At 37.9% G+C, this 21460-nt stretch carries 21 protein-coding genes; 13 read left to right on the plus strand and 8 right to left on the minus strand.

Annotated features, from left to right (window positions below; genetic code table 11):
- Positions 1–48 precede the first annotated feature (48 nt).
- From HPC41_RS00795 to HPC41_RS00805, 3 genes are all read left to right on the plus strand, one after another.
- The gene (locus tag HPC41_RS00795; RefSeq protein WP_172392121.1) at positions 49–885 is read left to right on the plus strand and encodes a helix-turn-helix domain-containing protein; all 837 of its coding nucleotides are present in this window, start codon (positions 49–51) and stop codon (positions 883–885) included.
- Positions 886–965: 80 nt separating this feature from the next.
- A complete protein-coding gene (locus HPC41_RS00800; protein WP_172392122.1) occupies positions 966–2087 on the plus strand; it encodes an FAD-dependent monooxygenase in 1122 nt (373 codons plus the stop codon).
- Positions 2088–2097: 10 nt separating this feature from the next.
- Positions 2098–2967 carry an SDR family oxidoreductase gene (locus HPC41_RS00805; RefSeq protein ID WP_172392123.1) on the plus strand — a complete coding sequence of 290 codons (870 nt, stop codon included), beginning with the start codon at positions 2098–2100 and terminating at the stop codon, positions 2965–2967.
- Between the two features lie 595 nt (positions 2968–3562).
- Here HPC41_RS00805 and HPC41_RS00810 read toward each other — a convergent pair.
- From HPC41_RS00810 to HPC41_RS00825, 4 genes are all read right to left on the minus strand, one after another.
- A complete protein-coding gene (locus tag HPC41_RS00810) occupies positions 3563–4039 on the minus strand; it encodes a DUF4405 domain-containing protein (RefSeq protein ID WP_172392124.1) in 477 nt (158 codons plus the stop codon).
- A 27-nt stretch (positions 4040–4066) separates the two neighbouring features.
- Positions 4067–4657, minus strand: coding sequence for an NAD(P)H-dependent oxidoreductase (locus HPC41_RS00815; RefSeq protein ID WP_172392125.1), 591 nt, complete (start codon positions 4655–4657; stop codon positions 4067–4069).
- Between the two features lie 219 nt (positions 4658–4876).
- A complete protein-coding gene (locus HPC41_RS00820) occupies positions 4877–5419 on the minus strand; it encodes a Crp/Fnr family transcriptional regulator (protein ID WP_172392126.1) in 543 nt (180 codons plus the stop codon).
- A 352-nt stretch (positions 5420–5771) separates the two neighbouring features.
- Positions 5772–6158 carry a winged helix-turn-helix transcriptional regulator gene (locus tag HPC41_RS00825; protein WP_172392127.1) on the minus strand — a complete coding sequence of 129 codons (387 nt, stop codon included), beginning with the start codon at positions 6156–6158 and terminating at the stop codon, positions 5772–5774.
- Between the two features lie 75 nt (positions 6159–6233).
- On the opposite strand from HPC41_RS00825, the gene HPC41_RS00830 reads away from it, so the two are divergent.
- Positions 6234–7115, plus strand: coding sequence for an NmrA/HSCARG family protein (locus HPC41_RS00830; protein WP_172392128.1), 882 nt, complete (start codon positions 6234–6236; stop codon positions 7113–7115).
- Between the two features lie 562 nt (positions 7116–7677).
- Here HPC41_RS00830 and HPC41_RS00835 read toward each other — a convergent pair.
- Positions 7678–8067, minus strand: a complete 390-nt coding sequence (locus HPC41_RS00835; RefSeq protein ID WP_172392129.1) for a RidA family protein — start codon at positions 8065–8067, stop codon at positions 7678–7680.
- 537 nt (positions 8068–8604) lie between these two features.
- On the opposite strand from HPC41_RS00835, the gene HPC41_RS00840 reads away from it, so the two are divergent.
- From HPC41_RS00840 to HPC41_RS00875, 8 genes are all read left to right on the plus strand, one after another.
- Positions 8605–8994, plus strand: coding sequence for a cupin domain-containing protein (locus tag HPC41_RS00840; RefSeq protein ID WP_172392130.1), 390 nt, complete (start codon positions 8605–8607; stop codon positions 8992–8994).
- A 393-nt stretch (positions 8995–9387) separates the two neighbouring features.
- Positions 9388–10212: a helix-turn-helix domain-containing protein gene (locus HPC41_RS00845; protein WP_172392131.1), complete on the plus strand. Its 825-nt coding sequence runs from the start codon at positions 9388–9390 to the stop codon at positions 10210–10212.
- 223 nt (positions 10213–10435) lie between these two features.
- The gene (locus tag HPC41_RS00850) at positions 10436–11344 is read left to right on the plus strand and encodes an alpha/beta fold hydrolase (RefSeq protein WP_172392132.1); all 909 of its coding nucleotides are present in this window, start codon (positions 10436–10438) and stop codon (positions 11342–11344) included.
- A 64-nt stretch (positions 11345–11408) separates the two neighbouring features.
- A complete protein-coding gene (locus tag HPC41_RS00855) occupies positions 11409–11846 on the plus strand; it encodes a Rid family detoxifying hydrolase (protein WP_172392133.1) in 438 nt (145 codons plus the stop codon).
- Positions 11847–12044: 198 nt separating this feature from the next.
- Entirely contained in the window at positions 12045–12881 is an 837-nt protein-coding gene (locus HPC41_RS00860) for an SDR family NAD(P)-dependent oxidoreductase (RefSeq protein ID WP_172392134.1), read from the plus strand.
- A 100-nt stretch (positions 12882–12981) separates the two neighbouring features.
- Positions 12982–13932: a helix-turn-helix domain-containing protein gene (locus tag HPC41_RS00865; RefSeq protein ID WP_172392135.1), complete on the plus strand. Its 951-nt coding sequence runs from the start codon at positions 12982–12984 to the stop codon at positions 13930–13932.
- Between the two features lie 449 nt (positions 13933–14381).
- Positions 14382–14960, plus strand: coding sequence for a Crp/Fnr family transcriptional regulator (locus HPC41_RS00870; protein WP_172392136.1), 579 nt, complete (start codon positions 14382–14384; stop codon positions 14958–14960).
- Positions 14961–15032: 72 nt separating this feature from the next.
- Entirely contained in the window at positions 15033–15941 is a 909-nt protein-coding gene (locus HPC41_RS00875; RefSeq protein ID WP_172392137.1) for a DUF4267 domain-containing protein, read from the plus strand.
- A 262-nt stretch (positions 15942–16203) separates the two neighbouring features.
- On the opposite strand, the gene HPC41_RS00880 is transcribed toward HPC41_RS00875, so the two are convergent.
- Complete coding sequence (locus tag HPC41_RS00880) at positions 16204–17298, minus strand: hypothetical protein (RefSeq protein ID WP_172392138.1); 1095 nt, start codon at positions 17296–17298, stop codon at positions 16204–16206.
- A gap of 109 nt (positions 17299–17407) precedes the next feature.
- Between HPC41_RS00880 and HPC41_RS00885 the strand changes: the two genes are divergently transcribed.
- The gene (locus HPC41_RS00885; protein WP_172392139.1) at positions 17408–19795 is read left to right on the plus strand and encodes a TonB-dependent receptor; all 2388 of its coding nucleotides are present in this window, start codon (positions 17408–17410) and stop codon (positions 19793–19795) included.
- Positions 19796–20068: 273 nt separating this feature from the next.
- Here HPC41_RS00885 and HPC41_RS00890 read toward each other — a convergent pair whose 3' ends face one another.
- A complete protein-coding gene (locus HPC41_RS00890; protein ID WP_172392140.1) occupies positions 20069–20416 on the minus strand; it encodes a winged helix-turn-helix transcriptional regulator in 348 nt (115 codons plus the stop codon).
- Between the two features lie 8 nt (positions 20417–20424).
- On the minus strand, positions 20425–21444 hold the full coding sequence (locus HPC41_RS00895) for an LLM class flavin-dependent oxidoreductase (protein WP_172392141.1): 1020 nt from the start codon (positions 21442–21444) through the stop codon (positions 20425–20427).
- Positions 21445–21460: the final 16 nt, after the last annotated feature.

The following is a 21460-nucleotide window of genomic DNA, read 5'->3' on the forward strand; positions in this document are numbered from 1 at the left end:
TTAGAGCAACCAATAATGTCCGCAAACAAAAACATACTTGTAAATTCAATGACTGACAGGTTCAGTCTAGGTATTGCTATTGACAAAATCAGTATTAAAATAGACGAATTCAAAACAGGCCAGCACTGCGGAGAAGCAACACAACCACATCGGGACGAGGGCCATACATTTTATATTGTTGAAAAAGGAACTGTAACAATAGAAATTGATTTTCAACAATATGAGATCAATGCGCCAACAGTTGTTTATATGCATCCAGACCAAGTACATCGAATTTTGGATTTCACGACAATGGATATTTGTTCTTTGGCGGTCAAAAATGAAAATCTAAACCCAGACTACCTTACATTTTTGGAAGAACTTGCACCGGCAAAGCCATTGGAACTGACAAATAATATTTGCACAGATATTTTTGAAACTTTTTCTCTTTGTCTAAAGTTTTCAAGACAAAACGACAATAAATTATATTATCCACTTTTGAAAGATAGTTGTAATACTTTGATCGCGTTGATCATTTCTGCGTTTTTAGATCAAAACAGCGTATCAAACAAGGCATCAAGAACTGAATCAATTACAAGGTCTTTCAAGCGATTATTAGAGACAAATTATTGCATACTAAAGCGGCCTGCCAGATACGCAAAGCAATTAAATATATCCACTCATTATCTGAATGAAAGTGTAAAATATACTACAGGTCTTACTGTTTCACAGCACATTCAGAACAGAATTATTTTGGAAGCAAAGCGGTTACTTTATCACTCGGACAAATCGGTTAAAGAAATCGCCTTTGAATTAGGCTATGACGATTACCCTTATTTTTCAAGGCTTTTTAACAAGAGTACAGGTATGTCTGCATTGGCTTTTCGAAATAAAAGGTACGATTAGTCCAATACTTGCCCCGATGAGGTATTTCTCTTTCTTATCATACTCACGAATTTTGTACCATTAAGTTTGAAACGTAAGAAATGGAACAAACAAAAAAAGTGCTTGTATCGGGTGCGAGTTTTGCAGGGCTCACCACGGCATATTGGCTGAATAAAATGGGCTTCAAAGTGACTGTTGTAGAAATCGGAAGTCATCTCAAAATGGGCGGAACACCTGTTGATATAAAAGACCAAACCATTGACATCATTAAACGGATGGGGCTTTTTGAACAAATAAAAGCCAATAGGCTAGGGCCAGAACGATGGGAATTTAAAAATGCGGACGATGTTACCGAACATGCTGTTTCGTTGGAAAAATTGCCAGATAATGAGTTTGAAATAGAAAGAGATTTGCTGCTCGGTATGCTCTTTGACCTCGTAAAAAACGATGTTGAAATTATCTTTGATAATAGCATTGCAGAATTAAACGAAACAAAGGATAATATTGAAGCTATATTTAAAAACGGTTCGCGACAGGTTTATGATTTAGTATTTGGATGTGACGGTATACATTCAGGTGTCAGAAAAATCTGGTTTGGTGACGAAACCCAGTATGTAGATTTTCTAGGTCAATACTTTTCCATTGCCATTGCAGATAAATTATTGGTAGAAGAAGGTACTTACCAGATCTTTGCGGAGCCAAACAAAGGGATTGCACTTTACGCTTACAATCATAAAACAGACATCATTTTTACTTTCCGGCCCGAAGCTGAAATTGCTTATGATTTCCACAATCAAGAGCAACAAAAGAAAATAATTTTAGCGCAATTTGAAAGTGTAGGCTGGAGGGCCAAAGAATTGTTAAAAGAGCTTGTAGATTCTAAATCATTTTATTTTGATAAATTCTGCCAGATAAAAATGCCATCGTGGACCAAAGGACGGGTAGCATTGGTAGGTGATGCAGCCTATTGTGCTTCACCAGCCGCAGGTATGGGCGGTTCTTTAGCTATAATTGGTGCAACAGCGTTGGCCGAGGCATTTGAGAAACAAAACGGGAATTTTGAATTAGCTTTTGAAGCATATAACAACGACTTGCGCCCATTTATACAGGAAATTCAAAGTGCTGCAGTAGAAATGTTAGACAAATTGCTCCCCCGCACTGAACAAGAAGTGAGATTGAGAAACCAAAATGGGTTTTTGTTTTATAACGATCATTTATCTTAAAATAAACACTATGATTTTAGTAACAGGTGCAACCGGTAATCTAGGTAAGGCTACCATCGATTCTTTATTGAATAAGGGAATACCCGCAAGCAATATTGCCGCATTGGTAAGAGACGAATCCAAATCAAATGAATTGAAACCAAAAGGTATTCAGGTGCGGTATGGCGATTATCAGAATTTTGAGTCTTTAACAGCTGCGTTCAAATATGTGGACAAGCTACTGCTGATATCTTCCTCATCGGAAATAGCTCACAGGTTTGAGCAGCATAAAAACGTAATTAATGCTGCCAAGGAAAATGGTGTTGGTCATATCATTTATACCAGTTTTGAAATGCAAGATCTGCGGCGAAGTATAATGGCAGGGGATGTGCAATACCATGCAGAGACAAGTGATTATCTAAAACAGCTAGCTGTACCATATACCTTGATGGCCAATACGATGTATGCAGATATAATTCCGATGTTGTCCGGAAATAATATATTGGATAAAGGTGTTTCTATCCCTGCTGGAAATGGTAAAGTACCTTTTTTACCCATAAAAGAAATGGCTGAAGCTTTAGCTGTTGTACTTACTACGGATGGTCATGAAGACAAAGAATATGTCATCGCTGCAGATACCGCATTCTCCTTCGCTGAAATTGCTGAGCTGATATCAGATATTTTGGGCAAACGGGTTGCTTATAACCAACCGCAGCTTGATGTATACCTTGCACGGCTGCTGCAGAACGGGTTTTCTGAAGATGATTCTGCATATTTGGCAAGGTACAGTGAGGCAATTGCCAGAGGAGAGTTCGACACCAATAAAAGTGATGTCAAACAATTACTTGGCAGAAGTCCAATGTCCTTAAAAGATTTTTTAATACGTATTTTTGGTAAATAATTAAATAAGTTTACTACTTACTTGGTTGCGGTTGGAAAGGCCAAACGCAATCAAGGTATTCAGAACTGATTAACGATTTTGAATAGATCGCCTATAGCTTACCTGCGGAGGTTAAAGCTATTTAGCTTTTTGCACCAGCAAAAAAAACGAGATAGCTCATTTTTATTTAATTGCCTAAGATCAAAGAGCTTATATGGAAAAGGTATGATATTGCTATAAATACCATTTTCTATAAAAAAAAGAAAGGTTTTTTTTAGAATAGATTTCTCTAGTGCAAGGTCATTTTGAAAAGCTTCTCTTGCTTTATCAAGGCAAGTTTCCTGATATTTTAATAGAACGATGCAATCGCAGCTTTGTATAAGGTGTCGACAGTCAGCATTGCTGTAATTGCTACTGATGTGTACCTCATTGCCGTTGTCCCATAGGAAGTCGACAATATCATACAAAAATTCATTTCGTTGCTGTTCTTTGTTTTCGACGACAAAGTATTTCATAGCATGCTGTTTTTAGTGATTTTAAAGGCTTCGGCTTTATTAAAGCAGACGAATGATTTATGCATTGGAAGTTATCTGCCCCACTGCTCGAGTCAAGATGTTTAATGCATCAGCAATTCTATAACTTCTTGGGGGTCAGTATCATTTTTTTTCCAGATGTCCTCAAGTGTTTTTATGTCGCTTATTTTATAGCCCTTTTTTTCTAATTTTTTGACTGCTGTCGGATAGTCAATATTCAGGATTTTGCAGGATTGTTCTAATGGAGCTTTAAATGTTTTGTCTACGATCACGATATCCAAGGGCAGCTGCTTACGTTCCAGATAAACAAAAAATAAGACAAGTATCGCTACGGCGGCAGCCGCCGGTACAAAGACCTTTTTCATAAAATGAATTTTTAGGCCTTTCCAATTAAGCATAACGTGAAAAATTGCGGCAATTACAAATCCGATCCCAATTAATTCATGTGCGACTTCGGTATACCCATCAAATAGATGGAAGAGCATAAAAATCCCTGTAATAGCCAGGACTACAAATAGCAGGGAAATGAACGGTGTCACGTATTTTCTGTCTAGTTTCATTATTTTAAAATTTAATTGGATGACTATCTATTCAAATTCAGCAAATTTTTTTTCCAGATCATTGAGCCATTTGACTCTCTTTTCCTGCGAAACAGATTTCACCATATTATGGCTGATCCAGCTTAAATTCTTATATCCCATCGTTTTAAACACACTTCTGAGCATGGCCTTCCTGATGAGGTTGCCGATCAGCAGTGAATACATTATCTTGGGCTTGTTCATTGTTGTGATAAGAGTTACGCCTTTCAAATTTTTCAACAGCGGTACCAACCCGAAACCCCGAGGGTGGTGGTCATAGACTATACCCGGAGACAGAACCCTATCGATAAACCCTTTGGTCATAGCCGGCATCAGATCCCACCAGATCGGAAATATGAAAATCAAATGATCTACATTTTTCAGACGATTGCTATAGTCTATCACCTGAGGATCAACAGGAGAATGATCTACAAAAGCCTTGAGATCTTCTTTTGACATGGCTGGATTGAAACCATCATTGTTGAGATGGATAAGATCCACCTCGTGTTTTCCCTTACGCATTCCTGCTGTAACAGCTTCTAAAATAGCGTTGCAGAAACTTTTTTCATATGGATGGTCGAACACTATTGCTACTCTCATATTTTGAATTGTTTACTATTTACAATACAAAGATCCGATGTTTGAACAGGCCAGGACGATAACAATTGTTAAGAAATAGATTCGTGTTTGATGATAGGCTGTAGCAAGACAACCTCCTTTGTAAGTAAATGAGAAGTGTTTCCAATTTTTATACAAATCGGTAAACGATAAATTGATAAGAACGGTGTCCAGACCATCGAAAGCGGCCATTAAAATTTTCTACCTTCTGTTGCGGATCCTGCTCAAGGACACAGAAGTTATGCCGAGATATGAAGCGATGTAGTGCTGCGGAACGCGCTGTATGATTTTAGGGTGCTGCGCAAGCAATTCGTCATAACGCTGTTGCGGGGTGTTTTTTAAATAGGAAAAGAAGATCTGCTGGTTTTTTAGAAGGCGACTGTATAAATGCTCAACTATACTATCTTTCAGTTCTTGCGAACTCTTGAGCGTATCCTGAAAATCTTTCTGCGTAATCGTCTGTATAATACAGGGCTCGATACTTTCAATTGTATATAAGCTAGGTTTGTTTGTCATGAAGCTTTCGATGGACGAAACACCATCTCCTTCGAAAAAAAACTGTGTTGTTATATCTTTGCCGTTATTATTTATCCAAGTTCTCAAGCAACCTTTTTCAATGAAAAACATTTTTTTGGAAACGTTGCCTTCTTCCAGCAATTTTGTTCTGGCGGGGACCTCTATCTGGGTAAAGAGCGGCTTAAATATACGCCATTTATCGTTGTTTGTCTCAGCATTTTTTGACATGATTATTTTCTTTAATAGGCCCGGGAGATTATGTCAATTCTATTTTTGGTTTTAGTAAATTTACGGAAAATACCTCGCATAATCTAAAATACCCGCTTATGGTAAATTTCTCTTGCGAGTAGGCAAAAAAAAAAAACTAAAAAAGGGTATTAGGATCGAATAATAGATTTTGTTTTTCATTTGTTTGGGATGCTACCGTATTAATTGTTATATGAAACAAAAGTGGTAAGTAAAAAATAGGCCGGCGATAACAATTGTTAATTAATGAATCAATAGCTCAAAAGCCTCTTAAATGGCCAATGACCGAAATCAAATTGCAGGCCTAAGGGTAATCTAAAAATGTTTGTCCCGGTTACTTATCATTTTGATGCAGCGACTGGATTACTTCTTTACGGTTGGAGAGGCCAAACTCAATCAAAGTATTCAGGACATGCCAGATTTCTTGTGCGTGTTGGGTCAATCGGTAATAAGCGATATCTTTTGTGGGTGTAAATTCAATACTTTTCTCTATCAATTGATGGGCTTCCAATGTCGTAAGCTCAGAAGTAAGTACTTTAGGAGAGATACCTTTAGAAACCTCGAAAAAATCTTTAAACCGTAATTTTTCATAATAATGTAAGTTTAAAAGAATGCAGAAGCGCCATTTACCACTTAGTAAATCTAAGGTATCCCTTAAAGCTAGAAATCGCTGCTTCAAAATCGTTTCATCCGCTATACAAGGTTTTACTTTTTTTTCCATGACACTTTCCTAAAGGTAACTAACCACAAATTTACTAAATGAGGAAAGTAACTTTGTTCAAAATAATAATAAAAAATGAAAAAAATCCTAATTACAGGTGCTACTGGGAAGCAAGGTAGTGCCTTAGCATACGAATTGTTAAAAAATAATTTTGAAGTCTTTGCACTTACCAGAAATCCTCAATCCTTACAAGCTTTCAGCTTACAAAAAGCTGGAGCAGTTCTGGTAAAGGGAGATCTGGAAGATGTGGAGGGATTAAGAGATATCTTAAGAAAAGTCGATGGCCTTTACCTGGTCCTTCCTCCTGTATGGGTTTCCAACAAAGAAACAGATGAAAAAGAAGCGGAAATTGGAATACGGGCAATCCGATTAGCAAAGGAACAGGGAGTAAAATTTGTCCTTTATTCCTCAGTTCTCGGATCGGACAAGCAGGATTCATTTAGGCCAAAATTTAAATTTACAATTGAAAAATATCTACTGGACAGTGGCTTACATGGGGCCGTGATTAGACCCGCTACTTTTATGGAAAATCTGCTTTTGCCAAGTTTCGGGTTGGGAGAAGATAAGTTTATAAATCCCTTGCCTGAAGACAAGGCAATTTCTTGGGTAGCCACAAATGACATAGGCACCTTTGCACGGATAATATTTCAGAATTACAAAGAATTCGACGGCAAAACTATCGATTTTGGAGGCGAACTTTACACACCTAAACAAATTCTACAGCTATTGGAAGCGAAGTTGGAGCAAGCAATCAATTTTGTACAGATACCTTTGGATATACTCTACCAGCAAAGTGAAACATTTGCAAAGCTGGTTGAAATGATCGACAGAGAAGGTTACGATCCCATTGATTATGAACTTATATCGTCCTGGATGCCCAAACTAACAAGATTTGAGCAGTGGCTGGACGAAACGGGGATAAAAAAAATAAAAGAGTTACAAGTTGAAAATAATTGATCTTATAATCTTATCAGGCTAAGGCCTTTTCACTGATCATAAAATGCGTGACTTAAGATACATTATATTGCGATGTAACTTTCATATATATATACTTGAATAAGGCATAAATAATATGGAGGACAAGCAAAATGGCTAGTGTTTTTCGGAGTAATACTTTCACTGCAAAAGTATCTCAAGCTGGGAGGTGAGTTGCTAGAAAATATCGTTAACTACTACCTATAAGCATCTGTTATTTAATAATTTGTCAGCTGAACCCATTAAAAAGTTTAAATTGTTTTGGAGTATAATAAAGAATGCGCGTGGTATGACGGTCAGCATTTCCATAAGGTATGGAAGGCTGGCATAAAATATCCCTACATAACTTTAAAACCTTTCATTATACTTCATTATTTCATGGATGGATTGCATATTTAAATGGCTGCTATTTTTGATATTCTCGCCAAGTGGATCTTAACTAAAAAGGTAAATCCATTTGTATTAACAAATAGATTTACCATAAAGAAGATGCTAAAAAGTTAAAGCATAAAGGAGTTAAGTTATATGAATTTTAAATAATTACTTACTTAACAACCGTTGCTTCTAATTCCACTTTCAGAGTTTCGAATAGACTAACAACTTCAAGTAAAGTCAATGCTTGTTTAGTTCCGTGTTTGGCTATCCAATCTTGAAATATTGAAAAATGAGGCCATAATTCTTCGGTTGATGTGGTATAAATATTTAATCTAACAATATTACTACACGAGTATCCAGCTTCGCTAATTACACGTTCAAGGTTAGCTAGGCTTTTGATAAGCTGAGTTTTCATGTCTTCAGTACTGGATATCCCATCATCATTGATGGCTGTCTGTCCTGAAACATATAAGGTGCCTTCTACATTTTTAACTTCAATCGCTTGAGAATAACTTCTGGCGTCTTGCCATTTCCATGGGTTTATTGCATTAATTTCCATACCTATTAATATTATAAATGAACAATACAAATATGAATAGAACGGAAATAAATAACGTTGACATTAGGCACATTTTTGATGTGACAAAAATCACAGGCTTCTACTTAATGATTCTCGTGAGACACCTAGATAAGGTTAGTGATTCAACACCGTTTACAAATACTTTTCCTGTATAGGTACTATTTGAAGTATTATATTTAATTATATATACTTTATTATCCAATGCGAATAGATCCTGAATATAAGGTAGGGAAGAGAAACTAGGGTTAACCATAGTTGTCGAACCCGTCAGATTTTGGTGAGTAATATGTTGTTTTTGAGATAATTAGAGGTCTGTTAAGCTTTTATTTGCAAGATAAGTAGGAGATAGCCTGAAAATTTTATGAATATAGAGCGTTTCCTGGGAGATATTCGATACATAGTGTCAAATAGGCAAAAAATGCAATTGAAAGGGAAAACTATCCATTGCTGGACAGGTCCAATTACCCCAACTTTGTAATATCAAAACAGAATAAACAACAATAAAAATTACAGAATATGAAAAATTTATTTTTAACATTCGGATTGGTTACAGCATTATTAACAGGTAAAGTTTTTGGACAGGAATCACCAGTAAAGCGTACAGATCTTCAGCGGCATAATATAGAAGCTGCAGGTTATGAAACCATTCAGGCACGCATCGACCTTAAACCAGGGACATCGGTAGGTATGCATTCACATCCTGGCGAAGAGGTTATTTATGTGCTGGAAGGTATATTTGAATATCAGTTGGAAGGTGAAAAGCCCGTTATACTGAAAGCAGGTGAAGTACTTTTCGTTCCAGCAGGGAGAAACCATTCCGCAAAAAATATTGGAAAGGTTAGGGCTTCCGAACTCGCTACCTATATCGTAAAAAAAGATAAACCATTGCTAGTATTCAAGAAATAATATAATTTAATCAAGAAGTCAGGTTACAATACGTTAGGTTTTAATTCATTGATAAGAGCGTTTTTTCTAGAAAAACTCTCGTGTAATTAGATTTATAAGTAAAAGGGTGGTTTTTGGCTGTGAAAAAGCTGAAAAATCATCCTTTTTTTTATGTGTTATATTTATTTAACGAGATTATTGTGATAAAAATCTTTCTTTGTTTTAATATATGCGTGTAAGTAAGCATTGTTGCAGAAAATTAAGTGATTAGATTTATTAACCATCGCAAGGCAAGTTGAAATATGGTGTAATATTGAAAAATGAGATGTTGTAATGGTATGGCTGGTGTTTTATTTCCTATTTTTACATCAGAATTTTTAAAAGATATCAACACAGTCATCTTTCACATCATATATGATAAAGGAATTTTCATTCAAAAAATTTGGCAACTTAGAATTTAGCAAATCCGTCGAACAAAACGATTCCCTCACGACAATACATGATCATATTAAAGTATTGTTCATTCCCAGGAACGCCATTATCCAAGTGGATTTTCAGGAGATTGAAATGAAAACGGATACGTTACTGTTCATAAATCCCCATGTCATTTTAAAACCATGTGAAACTATAGGAGGGCAATTGATGCATTTTAACAGAGACTTTTATTGTGTAGAAATTCACGATCATGAAGTCGCCTGCGATGGTATCTTATATAATAATGTGTTTGAAATTCCATTTATAAGCCTGAATGAAGAACAGTCTGCTGAGATCCAAAGGATCATCCACGATATTCAGTCAGAATTGAAAAATGAAGACTCCGGTACCGAAGAAATGCTGCGGACATTGTTGAAACTGATCATCCTGAAATCTACACGTATCTGGAAACAGCAGCATCAATTAGCTGACGATGTTCGACAGGCCGATGTTCAATTTCTACGCAAATTCAGCAAATTGGTCGAACAGCATTTCAAGACCCTACATACTGTGGCAGATTATGCTGATCTGCTTTGTATAACGCCAAAAAATCTCAGTAAAAAAATAAGCCTGGTCAGTAAAGAAACGCCAAACGATATTATAAAAAACCGGATCATACTCGAAAGTAAGCGCCTTTTAGCCCATACCAAGATGAATGTTAAAGAGATTGCCTACACACTGAATTACGAGGACGACGCCTATTTTGTCCGGTTTTTCACCAAACATACAGGAATATCCCCTACGAGTTTTAGAAAACAGTTTTAAAATATTTCTAATTGTACAACTTTAAGAAAAGCACAGCCTATTTGGTTGTGCTTTTTCATGTTTATGCCTTTCTGTTGCTAAATATATGCTGTTCAAAAAGTAAATAAACTCTTTTTGGGTAAAAAGTGCAATTCAAAGCGAAAGCTGTCCATTGTATGGCCTGGAGAATAAGAGCAACTTTGTACTATCAAAAAATAATAACAATAATAAATATTTAAAGACCATGAAAAATTTAATTTTAGCAGTCGTATTATTTACAACTTTCATTTCAAATACAGTTTTATCACAAACTAAAAGAACACCAGCATCCTTTGGAAGAGAAGAATATATTGAAGTAGAGAAAAATGTAAAACTCCATATAACCGACCTTGGTGAGGGAGAGCCTATTGTTTTGATTCACGGATGGCCCTTGAGCGATGCGATGTACGAATATCAATATGCCGATTTTATACAAAAAGGTTATCGTGTGATCGGTATTACTTTAAGAGGATTCGGGCTCTCTGACGAACCGGGAGGAAAATATAACTATGATGTATTTGCGGATGATATCAAAGTTGTTTTGGATAAATTGGATGTTAAAAATGCTACAATCGGCGGATTTTCGATGGGAGGAGCCACAGTGATTCACTATGTAGCCAAATACAACGCTGCCCACGTTTCAAAAATGGCATTATTTGGAGCAGCAGCACCGATCTGGACAAAACGGGCAGATTTCAACTATGGCCTATGGACCAAGGAAGACGTCAATGGATTGATCAATCTGAACAACACGAATCGTCCGGAATTATTCGCCACATTTGGTAAGATATTTCCTGCCAATGAGACCAGCGTTTCCCAAGGTCATGGCGCTTGGTTAGGCAGCATCCAGGCTCAGGCATCACCTTATGCAATGGCTGAAGGATTAAAAACTTTAAGAGATAGCGATTTACGTAGTGATTTGAAGAAAATAACAATTCCTACTTTGATCCTACACGGTAAGTTAGATAAAATCTGTTCTTTTGACCTAGCAGAACAAATGAATGCCTTACTTAAGAATTCAACTTTAGTTCCTTTCGAAAAAAGCGGGCATGCCCTGTTTATCGAAGAGTTGGATAAATTTAATAGCGAAATCTTAAACTTCATCAAAAAATAAGATAATTACAGGATGAGGTTAGTCAAAAGCTAACCTCATTTTTTTAATATAAAAATTGCTTAAAATGCACAGACTCATCATACCTTTCCTCACACTGACCTTGTTTTCCTGCAGCACAAAAAAACAGATCGTAGCAGTAAAACATACCGGCTTGCCAGAAGCAATAGGTCCATACAGTCATTCTACGAGTTATGGTCATCTTATTTTTGTATCGGGGCAAATTGGCTTAGACCAAAAAAACAATACGTTAAAAAGCGGGATCGAGGAACAAACGGTTCAGATTATGGAAAATCTAAAAATTATTTTAGAAAATAATCAGTCCGACTTGGAGCACATTACCAAAACAACTATTTTTTTGAAAGATATAAAGCAGTTCGAAACTGTCAACAAAATATATAGTAAATTTTTCCATGATCATTTTCCTGCAAGGAGCACAATGGAAGTGGCTTCTTTACCACGGGATGCAGACATCGAGATTGAATGTATTGCCGCTAAAAGGTGACCGGATTTTACGATATAAACTTTCTTCTTTTCAACCCTATTCGGGCTTTCCGTCCATTAAAGATAAATTTTTTGCTGTTCTACAGTTCCCTCTACGAGCAGTTCGCTTTTCTCAATTTGGTTAGGATAATCCTCATTATGGCAACGTAAGTACGTCTATTTAGAACCAATTTTGCATTCATATTAATACAATTAAAAAATGGAAAATAAACAAAAAGAAAAGGTTTGGTTCATAACAGGGTCTTCAAGAGGATTTGGAAAAATATGGACAGAAGCCGCTTTGAAACGCGGAGATAAGGTGGCTGCCACAGCACGCAATATAAATAGTATTGCTGCCTTAAAAGAAACGTACGGTGATCAGGTTTTGGTTCTCGAAGTGGATGTAACCAATGCCTTTCAAGTGCAAAATGCAGTTAACCAGGCTAATGAATATTTTGGAAGATTAGACATCGTGTTTAATAATGCCGGATATTCTCTGGTGGGTACCATCGAAGAGGGTAGCACCGAAGAGGTAAAAGCTATGTACGAAACCAATATTATAGGACCTATCCATGTAGTTCAGGCCGCATTACCTATATTGCGAGCACAAGGTCATGGCCATATTTTGGGGACATCTAGTGCTGTTGGTATTTATAGTAATCCTCTTATCGGTTATTATTGTTCTTCAAAATTTGCGTTTGAAGCTATTTACGATAGTTTGTCTAAAGAAGTTGCTGGATTTGGCATCAAAGTTACGTTGATCGAACCCGGGGCATACAGCACTGAATTTGGCAGTGCAGAATCACTGAAAATAGCCAGCAAAAAGCTGTCGGATTATGACGATTTGAAAAGCAACTTGATGAAAAATTTACAAAAGCTGGAACGAGGAAATCCTTTGGCTACTCCGGATGCGATATTTGCTGTTGTAGATGCCGAAAACCCGCCTTTGAGGTTACTACTTGGTAAAAATGATTTGCCACATATCCAACAAATCTATACTGAACGTATTCAGGAATGGGAAGCTTGGAAACCGATTTCTCAAGCGGCCCAAGGTTAGGGATCTATGCCGTCTTTAACAATCTTTCCGTTCTATTCGCTTTTCTTTTTTGTGAGGAAAAGCGAATATTGCTTAACTTGTAACCTAGAATTTTTATAATATGGTTTCCAAAAAATCGAATCATTCCGTAAAAAGATTTAATACGCTGACCGATGTTATGGAGGCATCTGGTTTTCCGCCTCCGCAGCATCCATTAATTGTTTTGTTGAACGGGGTAGACAAACCACTTAAAGGTCATGCTCCTCCTAAATCACATGTGTTGAATTATTATAAAATTGCTTTTAAACCAGAGGCTGGAGGAGAATTAATCTATGGTCATACTAAATTTGATTTTAAAGAGGGAGGGCTATTTTTTGTGGCTCCTCAGCAAATTCTCTCAACTATAGAAGAGGATAAACAAAAGGAAACTGGAAAACAAAAAATACTTAGACCGCAGATCACACTGCTTATAGATCCTGATTTTTTACTGCAATATCCGTTAGCTCAAAAGATCCATCAGTACCACTTTTTCTCTTATGCTACAAATGAAGCATTGCATCTTTCGAGCAAAGAAAAAGAAACCATTCTTTCACTTTTCAGAAATATAGAAGAAGAACTTGAGAATCGTATAGACGAGATGAGCCACAATGTGATCATCTCACAGATCGAACTGTTGCTAAATTATGCCCAACGATTTTATAACAGGCAGTTTTTGACCCGAAAACAAAACTATCCGAGTATTGTCGAGCGCATCGATCAAGTGTTGGAGGATTATTTCAATAGCGATAAAGTCCTGAGCGGGGGAGTTCCTACCGTGAATTACTTGGCTGACCAGCTGCATATGTCTGCGAGTTACCTAAGCGATCTGTTGCGAAACCTTATCGGTCAAAACACCCAGCAAATCATTCATGATAAAATGATTTATCGGGCAAAGAATAGGTTATCAACCACAGCTCTCAGTATTTCTGAAATTGCATTTGAATTAGGTTTTGAACAACCGCAATCCTTTAGCAGATTGTTTAAATTAAAAACCAAACAAAGCCCACAACAATATAGAGCTCAATTCAATTAATTTTTACAGTTACTTAAACTTTCAGCACTATTTTTCGCTGCGAATTCGTACCAAAATCTTTGAGAAACCACTTTAGTAAAATCAATTATACAATCGGACCTTTAACACTTATAACCCTTGAAAAACCAAAAACATACGATAGATCATTTTGTACTTTCACCTAATTCAAGGACTGGAATGCTGATCGTAAATATGGAACATCAAATTGCTGACGAGCACGATCTTTCCAGGCCCCATCGGGACAACCACTGTCAATGAATGTTAGCCTTAGGGGGTGGAATACAGGTTAAATATTGATTTTGAGAACATAGAATTCAAAGGGCCAGCGCTCATATGTGTATATCCTGAGCAAGTACACCATATTATAGGCGTGTAACAGCCAAAGGGAGCTAAAGGAGTGAGGGCACATAAAATTTTTTACGAACTTTAGAGAAGCAATCTGTGAAATTATGATAGGAAAATTGTTAGAGTTGATCGAAAAATCGGTAGAAGTAAACCAGGATGAAAAGGAGTTAATTACCAGGCTTTTCCATGAAAAAAAATATGGTAAGGGCGATTTTTTTCTGAATGAAGGTGACGTTTGCCGAAACGTTGGCTTTATGGTCAGCGGTGTAATGCGCTATTATATTAATGACGATGGGGAAGAGAAGACTTATGGATTTGCCCAAGAATCTGATTTTATATGCAACAATGAAAGTTTTCTGCCCCAACAGCCATCCCGGCAAATTATCCAATCCTTGGAAGACTGTACTGTATTGGTCATCGGATATGACGATCTTCAAAAATTTTATAGTTCACTAAAAAGCGGAGAACGTTTCGGAAGGCTTGTTATCGAGAAAGTATTTGTCAAGACTTTACAGGGGCTGAATTCATTCTATACAGACTCACCGGAACTTCGCTACGAAAAATTTATAAAAGAATATCCTGATCTGCTTCAGCGTATCCCGCAGTATTACATTGCTTCCTATGTGGGGGTTAAACCACAATCGCTAAGTCGCATACGGAGTAGGAATCTGCATAAAAAATGATTTGTTAACCCAGGTGCATGAAACGTGAAATGGATACAGATAAATTTGTTGTCAACTTAAAAAGCAAATATTATGACAACGAGAATTTGTTACATCATTTCAATTTTGACCGCGGTAGGATTATTGTTTATTGGTCTTAGGTTTTTAATTTCACCAGTTCAAGCCGAATTCGATTTTGGCATCTTCACCGATACCAATGATGATTATTCCTTTCATTACATCAAAGGAGTAAGGGATATATTTTCCGGGATGCTTCTACTACTATTAGCAGTGACAAAGCAAAAGAAGGCGCTTGGCATAGCGCTGCTTTCCGCGACTATTGTGCCACTGGGAGACTTGCTGATCGTAATGGACGGAAATGGAGGCGATTGGCAGCATACGATTGCTCATTGGATCGCTACTGGTATCTGCATCATTATCGGCCCGATACTTTTAATCCAAAAACCAGCAAAAATCAGTTCTGACAAACAAATATCCTTTAATTTAATTCAGTCCGCAACTAATGGTGGGCCCACCGTTACGGAGTGTGATCTGCTTCCTGGAGCAAAAACCCCCTGGCATTACCATACCTTATTTTCAGAAAAATTTGAAATATTGGCAGGCGAACTGGAAGTAGGTAAGGGCGGTAAACGTTATCGGCTCAAGGCTGGGGACGAGATAAGTATTTCTGCCAATGAGAAGCATCTTTTTAACAACAGATCGAATAATGCGTGTCGGATACGAACTACCATAGATCCTGGAAATATATTATTTGAGAAGGCTTCACTTATTCTACTAGGGCTGGCTAAGGATGGCCTTACAAATAGCAATGGAATTCCTAAAAAGTTTTCAAACCTTGCAATTTTCATATATCTGAATAACTCCAAGATGACCGGAATAATGAAAATTGCTGAACCATTTTTAAATTTGATTGCAAAAATTGCTATACATCGAGGCCGGTTGAAGGTTCTTGAGGATACCTATTGTAAAACAATTAGGTAATAATAAAGCATTTTTATCCTTTATACAATCGCGTCTATAAAATTTCCGTTAGGATCAGCTTTATGAGGACTGTTTGGGATCTCACATCTGAAATGTTTATCGAAAAACAGGTCAAAACAGCGGGGTTTCTATTTTACAACACGCTAAATTCGGGGAGAGGCATGATTAACTGGATCTGAGTTTACTTCCAACGAAGTATTGTAATGCTAATTAAGAGAGAGGTTACAGTAATTATTTTATTACTGTAACCTGGGTATTTTTATTATTCTTCAGCCATCGCTAAGGTGAGGTTAGTTGTAAATGCTAGGCCAGTGGTTGTCAGTGCCTTTATTGTCACCTTATAGCTACCCGCCTTTAAGCTGTCGCTTTTTTTCACGGACACCGCACCTGTTTGTGTATTTACGTTAAACAGCTTTTCGCTATCAGCAAATGCAATTCCATCTTTTTCTATTGAAACCAGTTCAAATGTAGATTTATATTTTTCCGGATATAGTGTTGGAGCTGCAGAGACATAACCATTTGAAAGACCGATATGTATCAGGCTAAAGTCAATCGTAAGGTTTAGATCGGGATAATATTGTCCAAACAAAAATTTAATCTGTGGAATCAGAATGACCCTAAAGGTGGTGGAAGCAATAGGAAAACCATCTTTCCTCAATTCGGGAGTCAGCTCGAACGACTTTTCAGCTTTCTTTTCCGGATCGCCAGCATCTTTTGATAACTTGATATGAGTACCAGAGATTGATGCAATATTTTCCTGTCCGTCCTTTTTTACCAAATGAAAGCTAGCACCAGTAATCGGGATACCAAGAGGATCTATTTCAAAATCAGTAGATTGGTCATTATACAGTACATAAGAATAAGGTAACTCATCTCCGTTTTTTAGGCCTTTGATAGCAATTGATCCAGCCAATATCCTAATCGAGAAACCCTCTTTTGCTACCACAGTACCATGAGATTCTTTGGCTATCACAGTGACTTTATAATCGTCGGGAATGCGTGCGTCGTTGGATTGAGCTCCATTTGGATAGAGTAGGGCGCTGTTAATCTGAATACTCTGTTTTTCACTATCAAATTTAATAGCCTGGTTCAATTTATCACTGAGTTTACTCCCATTTCCCAAATTGATTTCACCTGTTTGGGAAAAGTCAAAACTGAAAGTAAGTCCAGTGTTTGAAGATAGGTCTTTCGGTAGATTAATCTCCTGTGTTTCGCCGTAGCGAAGGCTGACCTGTGAAGGTAACGAAAGCGAGATTTCAGTAGGAGTAGGAGCTGTCTCTTTTTTACAGGATGATGCAGCGCCGAGTAGGAGAATCAATGCCCCCGCAATAACGATTTGTGTATTGATATATTTCATAAGGTGTAAAATTTTGACGAAGGTAATGATTGTAAATTATTAATGCAACAATATTGCAATTACTATTTTCTTTTCTATTTTTGCAGCTCAAACAGGAATACAGTACACTATGTTACAGTATCAGAATAAATTATTTTTAGCATCTCTGTTGATGTTATTGACAGCAAGATCTACACATGCGCAGACCCAATCGACAGTCGATACATTACGCATTATCGAGTTGCCCACAGCGGTGGCAACTGGCCATGTGCCAGGCTATGGGCAAAAGACAAGGCTGGATCGGAAACAGCTGGATCGTATACAGGCGCAAACAGTCGGCGAAACATTGAGCCATATTTCTGGGGTACAAAACGCTTCTTTTGGCCCCAATTCGGGAATTCCAATGATACGCAGTTTAAGCGGCAGCAGGGTGAATATTCTGTCCAATGGTCTTTCGATCAATGATCTATCGGGAATCAGTCCAAACCTCAACCCAAATATTGATATGGATAATCTCCGGGAAATAGAAGTGTACAAGGGAGCAGCAAGCGTATTATTTGGTGGAAAGGCGATTGGTGGAGCTGTCAATCTCAGCGACAACAGCATTCCGATTACCCGTTTACAAAGGGGGATTTCAGGTCAGGCGAGTGCGGAGTTTGGAACCAATAGTGGAAGTAGACAATCGCTTGCCTTCAATACAAACGTCGGCAAGTATTGGGTGGGACATATCGGTGCGACAAGGCTCGCGCATGGAGACCTCAAGATCCCGGGTAATACCAAAGCACCGATTGCTTATGATCCCAAGATCGATCATCTGACAGCCGCGATGGCGCAGGTAAATGTAGACCGCGAAACGATTCGGAATCTGACGCTTTATCCTTATCTGAGCCAGTTTGTACTCGATAATATGGCAGATCCAAAGTGGGGCCTGTCCGAAGCTGATTTATATACTTTTGAAAATTATTCCTTTATCAATGGAGTAAAGGTGTTAAATCCACAAAATGACAAATATATCTCTGGACAGGATCCAAAGACACCACTGTATACCGAAGTCATTCATGGGATTACGGATTACGTCCCTGTTGAGCGCGGCCTGATGCCCAATAGCCATGCCGAGAGACGGTCTGTCCATGCAGGAACAAGTTATATCAGGGACAACTTTCGAATAGGACTGGGACTTTACGCTCTTGAGAGTTATTATGGTATTCCCGGTTTTGCGCAGCGTAACAAGCCTGTTCATAGCCACACCACGGTTTGGACTCCGATATATGAAGCGATCAATACACGTACCTATTCCTATGCCTGGCAATTAGAATCTGCTTTTAAGCCCAAAACACAGTTGATCTCGGAGATTAAATTTAGCTATAGAGGTGAATTATCTGATGATCGAGAGATTTTAGGCAGATATCGTGTCAATAGGTTTGATAGCGAGCGGCATGCGGTTCGATCGGAGATAACCCAACAATTCGCCCGTTTTTGGTCCGGGGTGAGCGGATTTGATTTTTCGTTTGTAGCCTTAAAGGGCGAGGGGGATCGACGTTATATTCCCAATAATTTAAGTCGAGAGGGCGGTATCTTTACCTTGCAGACAATAGATCTTAATCCAATTGCGCTTCATTTAGGATATCGACATGACTGGATTGCCCGACGTACATTGAGCGATCCTACCTACCAGCGGAGCAGGGGGCTTGCCGGAGGTCATCTTTCGGCCCGAGATTTTAGCTTAAATCACTTTTCGGCCGATATCAGCTATTCAATTTTTGACATTGCCTATCTACAAGCTACCTATTCACATGCCGAACGTGCCCCAGGGGTGAATGAACTTTACGCCGGAAATGACCATTTTGCAATCCTGGTGGAAGAAAATGGCGATGATCGCCTTGACAAGGAAAGCTCAGATTCCTATGAGTTATCCGGAGGGATAAAACATGGTGGATTAAAGTTTTCCGCGACTCATTACCACAGTTTTTTTAAAAATTATCTCTATTTGGCCCACACCGGCATTTCCCGTTCTGGTGGCTTTTTGGTTAAGGAATGGCGTGCATCAGATACCGAGATCCGGGGCTGGGAGCTAGAGGGAGGCTACACACATGTATGGGCAACAGATTGTCATGTTGTGTTAAATGCTTTCGCCGATTTGGTCAAAAATATAAATACATCGGATGACAGCATGCGTAAATGGGCAGAAGGAGACTATATGCCCAACCTACCAACCAGTAGATATGGACTATCTATTGCACTGCAATACAAAAAGTTTTCTGGGAACGCCAATTTCGACCGATATCTGAGACAACGTTATTTAGGCAAAAATATCAATGTTGAACCGGCTATGCCCGCTTATTCCTTGCTATCAGGACAATTGAGTTACAAGGTGAATATAAAACGATATGAATTCGTCTATTTTATTTCAGGAAATAATCTATTGAATGTAGAAGCACGCCCGCAAAATTCCATACTCAAATATCTTGCTCCCCTTCCAGGACGAAATCTTTCCATTGGAATGAAGTTATTGCTATAATACAAGCCTTATTTTACTGAGATAGTCATATCACCATACTTTGCTATACACATAAAATCAAAAGAATATGACAAATCAATTTTTAACCAAGGAGACGATTGATATTTCACGCTTTTTTTATTTAATGTGTAACATTTTCTGTTTCTTATTCTCTAAATTATAAAAACAGCAATGCAGGTTTTGAATTTCGAAGAGATAATACAACGAATACTGGATGAGAATATTATTATATTGATGCCAATTCTGTTTACAACCAATACAATAGTTGTCTTTTTATTCTGCTGTTACCACCTTCCGATGGTTTAGCCCCCAATCTTTCAATGCATAAATTATCGGTGTTAAGGTATCGGCATAAGGTTCCAATTGATAAGAGATCTTAACAGGATACTCATCGATAACTGTTCGTAAGATTAGTTTATGCTGTTCTAGATCTTTTAGCTCTTTGGCCAAAACCTTCGGTGTAATGCCTGGAATACTCTCCTGAATATCGGTAAAGCGGTCATTTCCGACACCTATGGAAATAATAATCGGCAATTTCCATTTACCGTTGATGACATCTAAAGTATCGCGAACGGGCTTGATGGTCGCAAGGCAATCACAATGCATTTTTTTCTGTGCCATAATTAAGCTTATTGAGTTGCTAAATTTACATTAATTTCTTTCATCACCTCTGCAAATATTTGCGCTGATTTTATGCGGTCTTCAGCCGAATACATTGTTGAAACTGCAATTAGTTCATCTACATTAGTTTCTTCCAGAAAATTGATGACCTGTTTTTTTACGGTCTCTTTATCACCAACAAAAGAAAATTTTAGCATCTGATTCACCTGTGGATGATTAAAGATCTCCCGCCATTCATCTGTCATTGCTGTTGGTGGCTGTACGCTTTGCATATTTCCAGTTAACATTCCATAAAACATTCCGATCAATGACGTGAATAATTTTTCTGCTTCCGCATTCGTATCTGCCAGGATTACATTGATACCAGCGATGGTATAAGGTGCTTTTAAGAATTCAGAAGGTTGGAACTCCTGTTCATATATGCGAAGGGCATTGTACAGATGCGTAGAAGCAAAGTGACTGGCAAAAGCGTAGGGCAGTCCTTTTTGGGCAGCCAGATGAGCACTGTCAGTGCTCGAGCCTAATATAAAAATCGGAACGTCCATACCTTCAGCCATAGGAACTCTTACTTTGGCAGATTTGTTTTCCTCAGAAAAGTAACGCTGTATTTTCCCAATTTCATCGGGAAAAGAATGTGCAGCCTGAAACGAATCCGAACGGATGGCCTGTGCCGTTGCACTGTCTGTTCCTACAGCTCTCCCCAACCCCAGATCAATGCGGTGTGGATACAATTGTGCTAAGGTTCCAAACTGTTCTGCTACAATAAGTGGCGAATGGTTGGGCAACATTACACCACCCGAACCTACTTTTATGCGCTCGGTGTTTTCTGCTACATACCCGATCAAAACAGCAGTTGCTGAGCTGGCAACAGTATGCGAATTATGATGTTCGGCGAACCAATATCTTTCATAGCCATTTTCTTCCGCTACTTTGGCAAGCGCTATCGTGTTATTCAATGTTTCTTTCACAGAGGTATTTTGTGATACTGTTGCCAACTCCAATATGGAATATTTTATATTCGTTTTCATTTTTTTATTTTTAATG

It is taken from the genome of Sphingobacterium prati (genome assembly GCF_013167215.1).
GTDB lineage: Bacteria > Bacteroidota > Bacteroidia > Sphingobacteriales > Sphingobacteriaceae > Sphingobacterium > Sphingobacterium prati.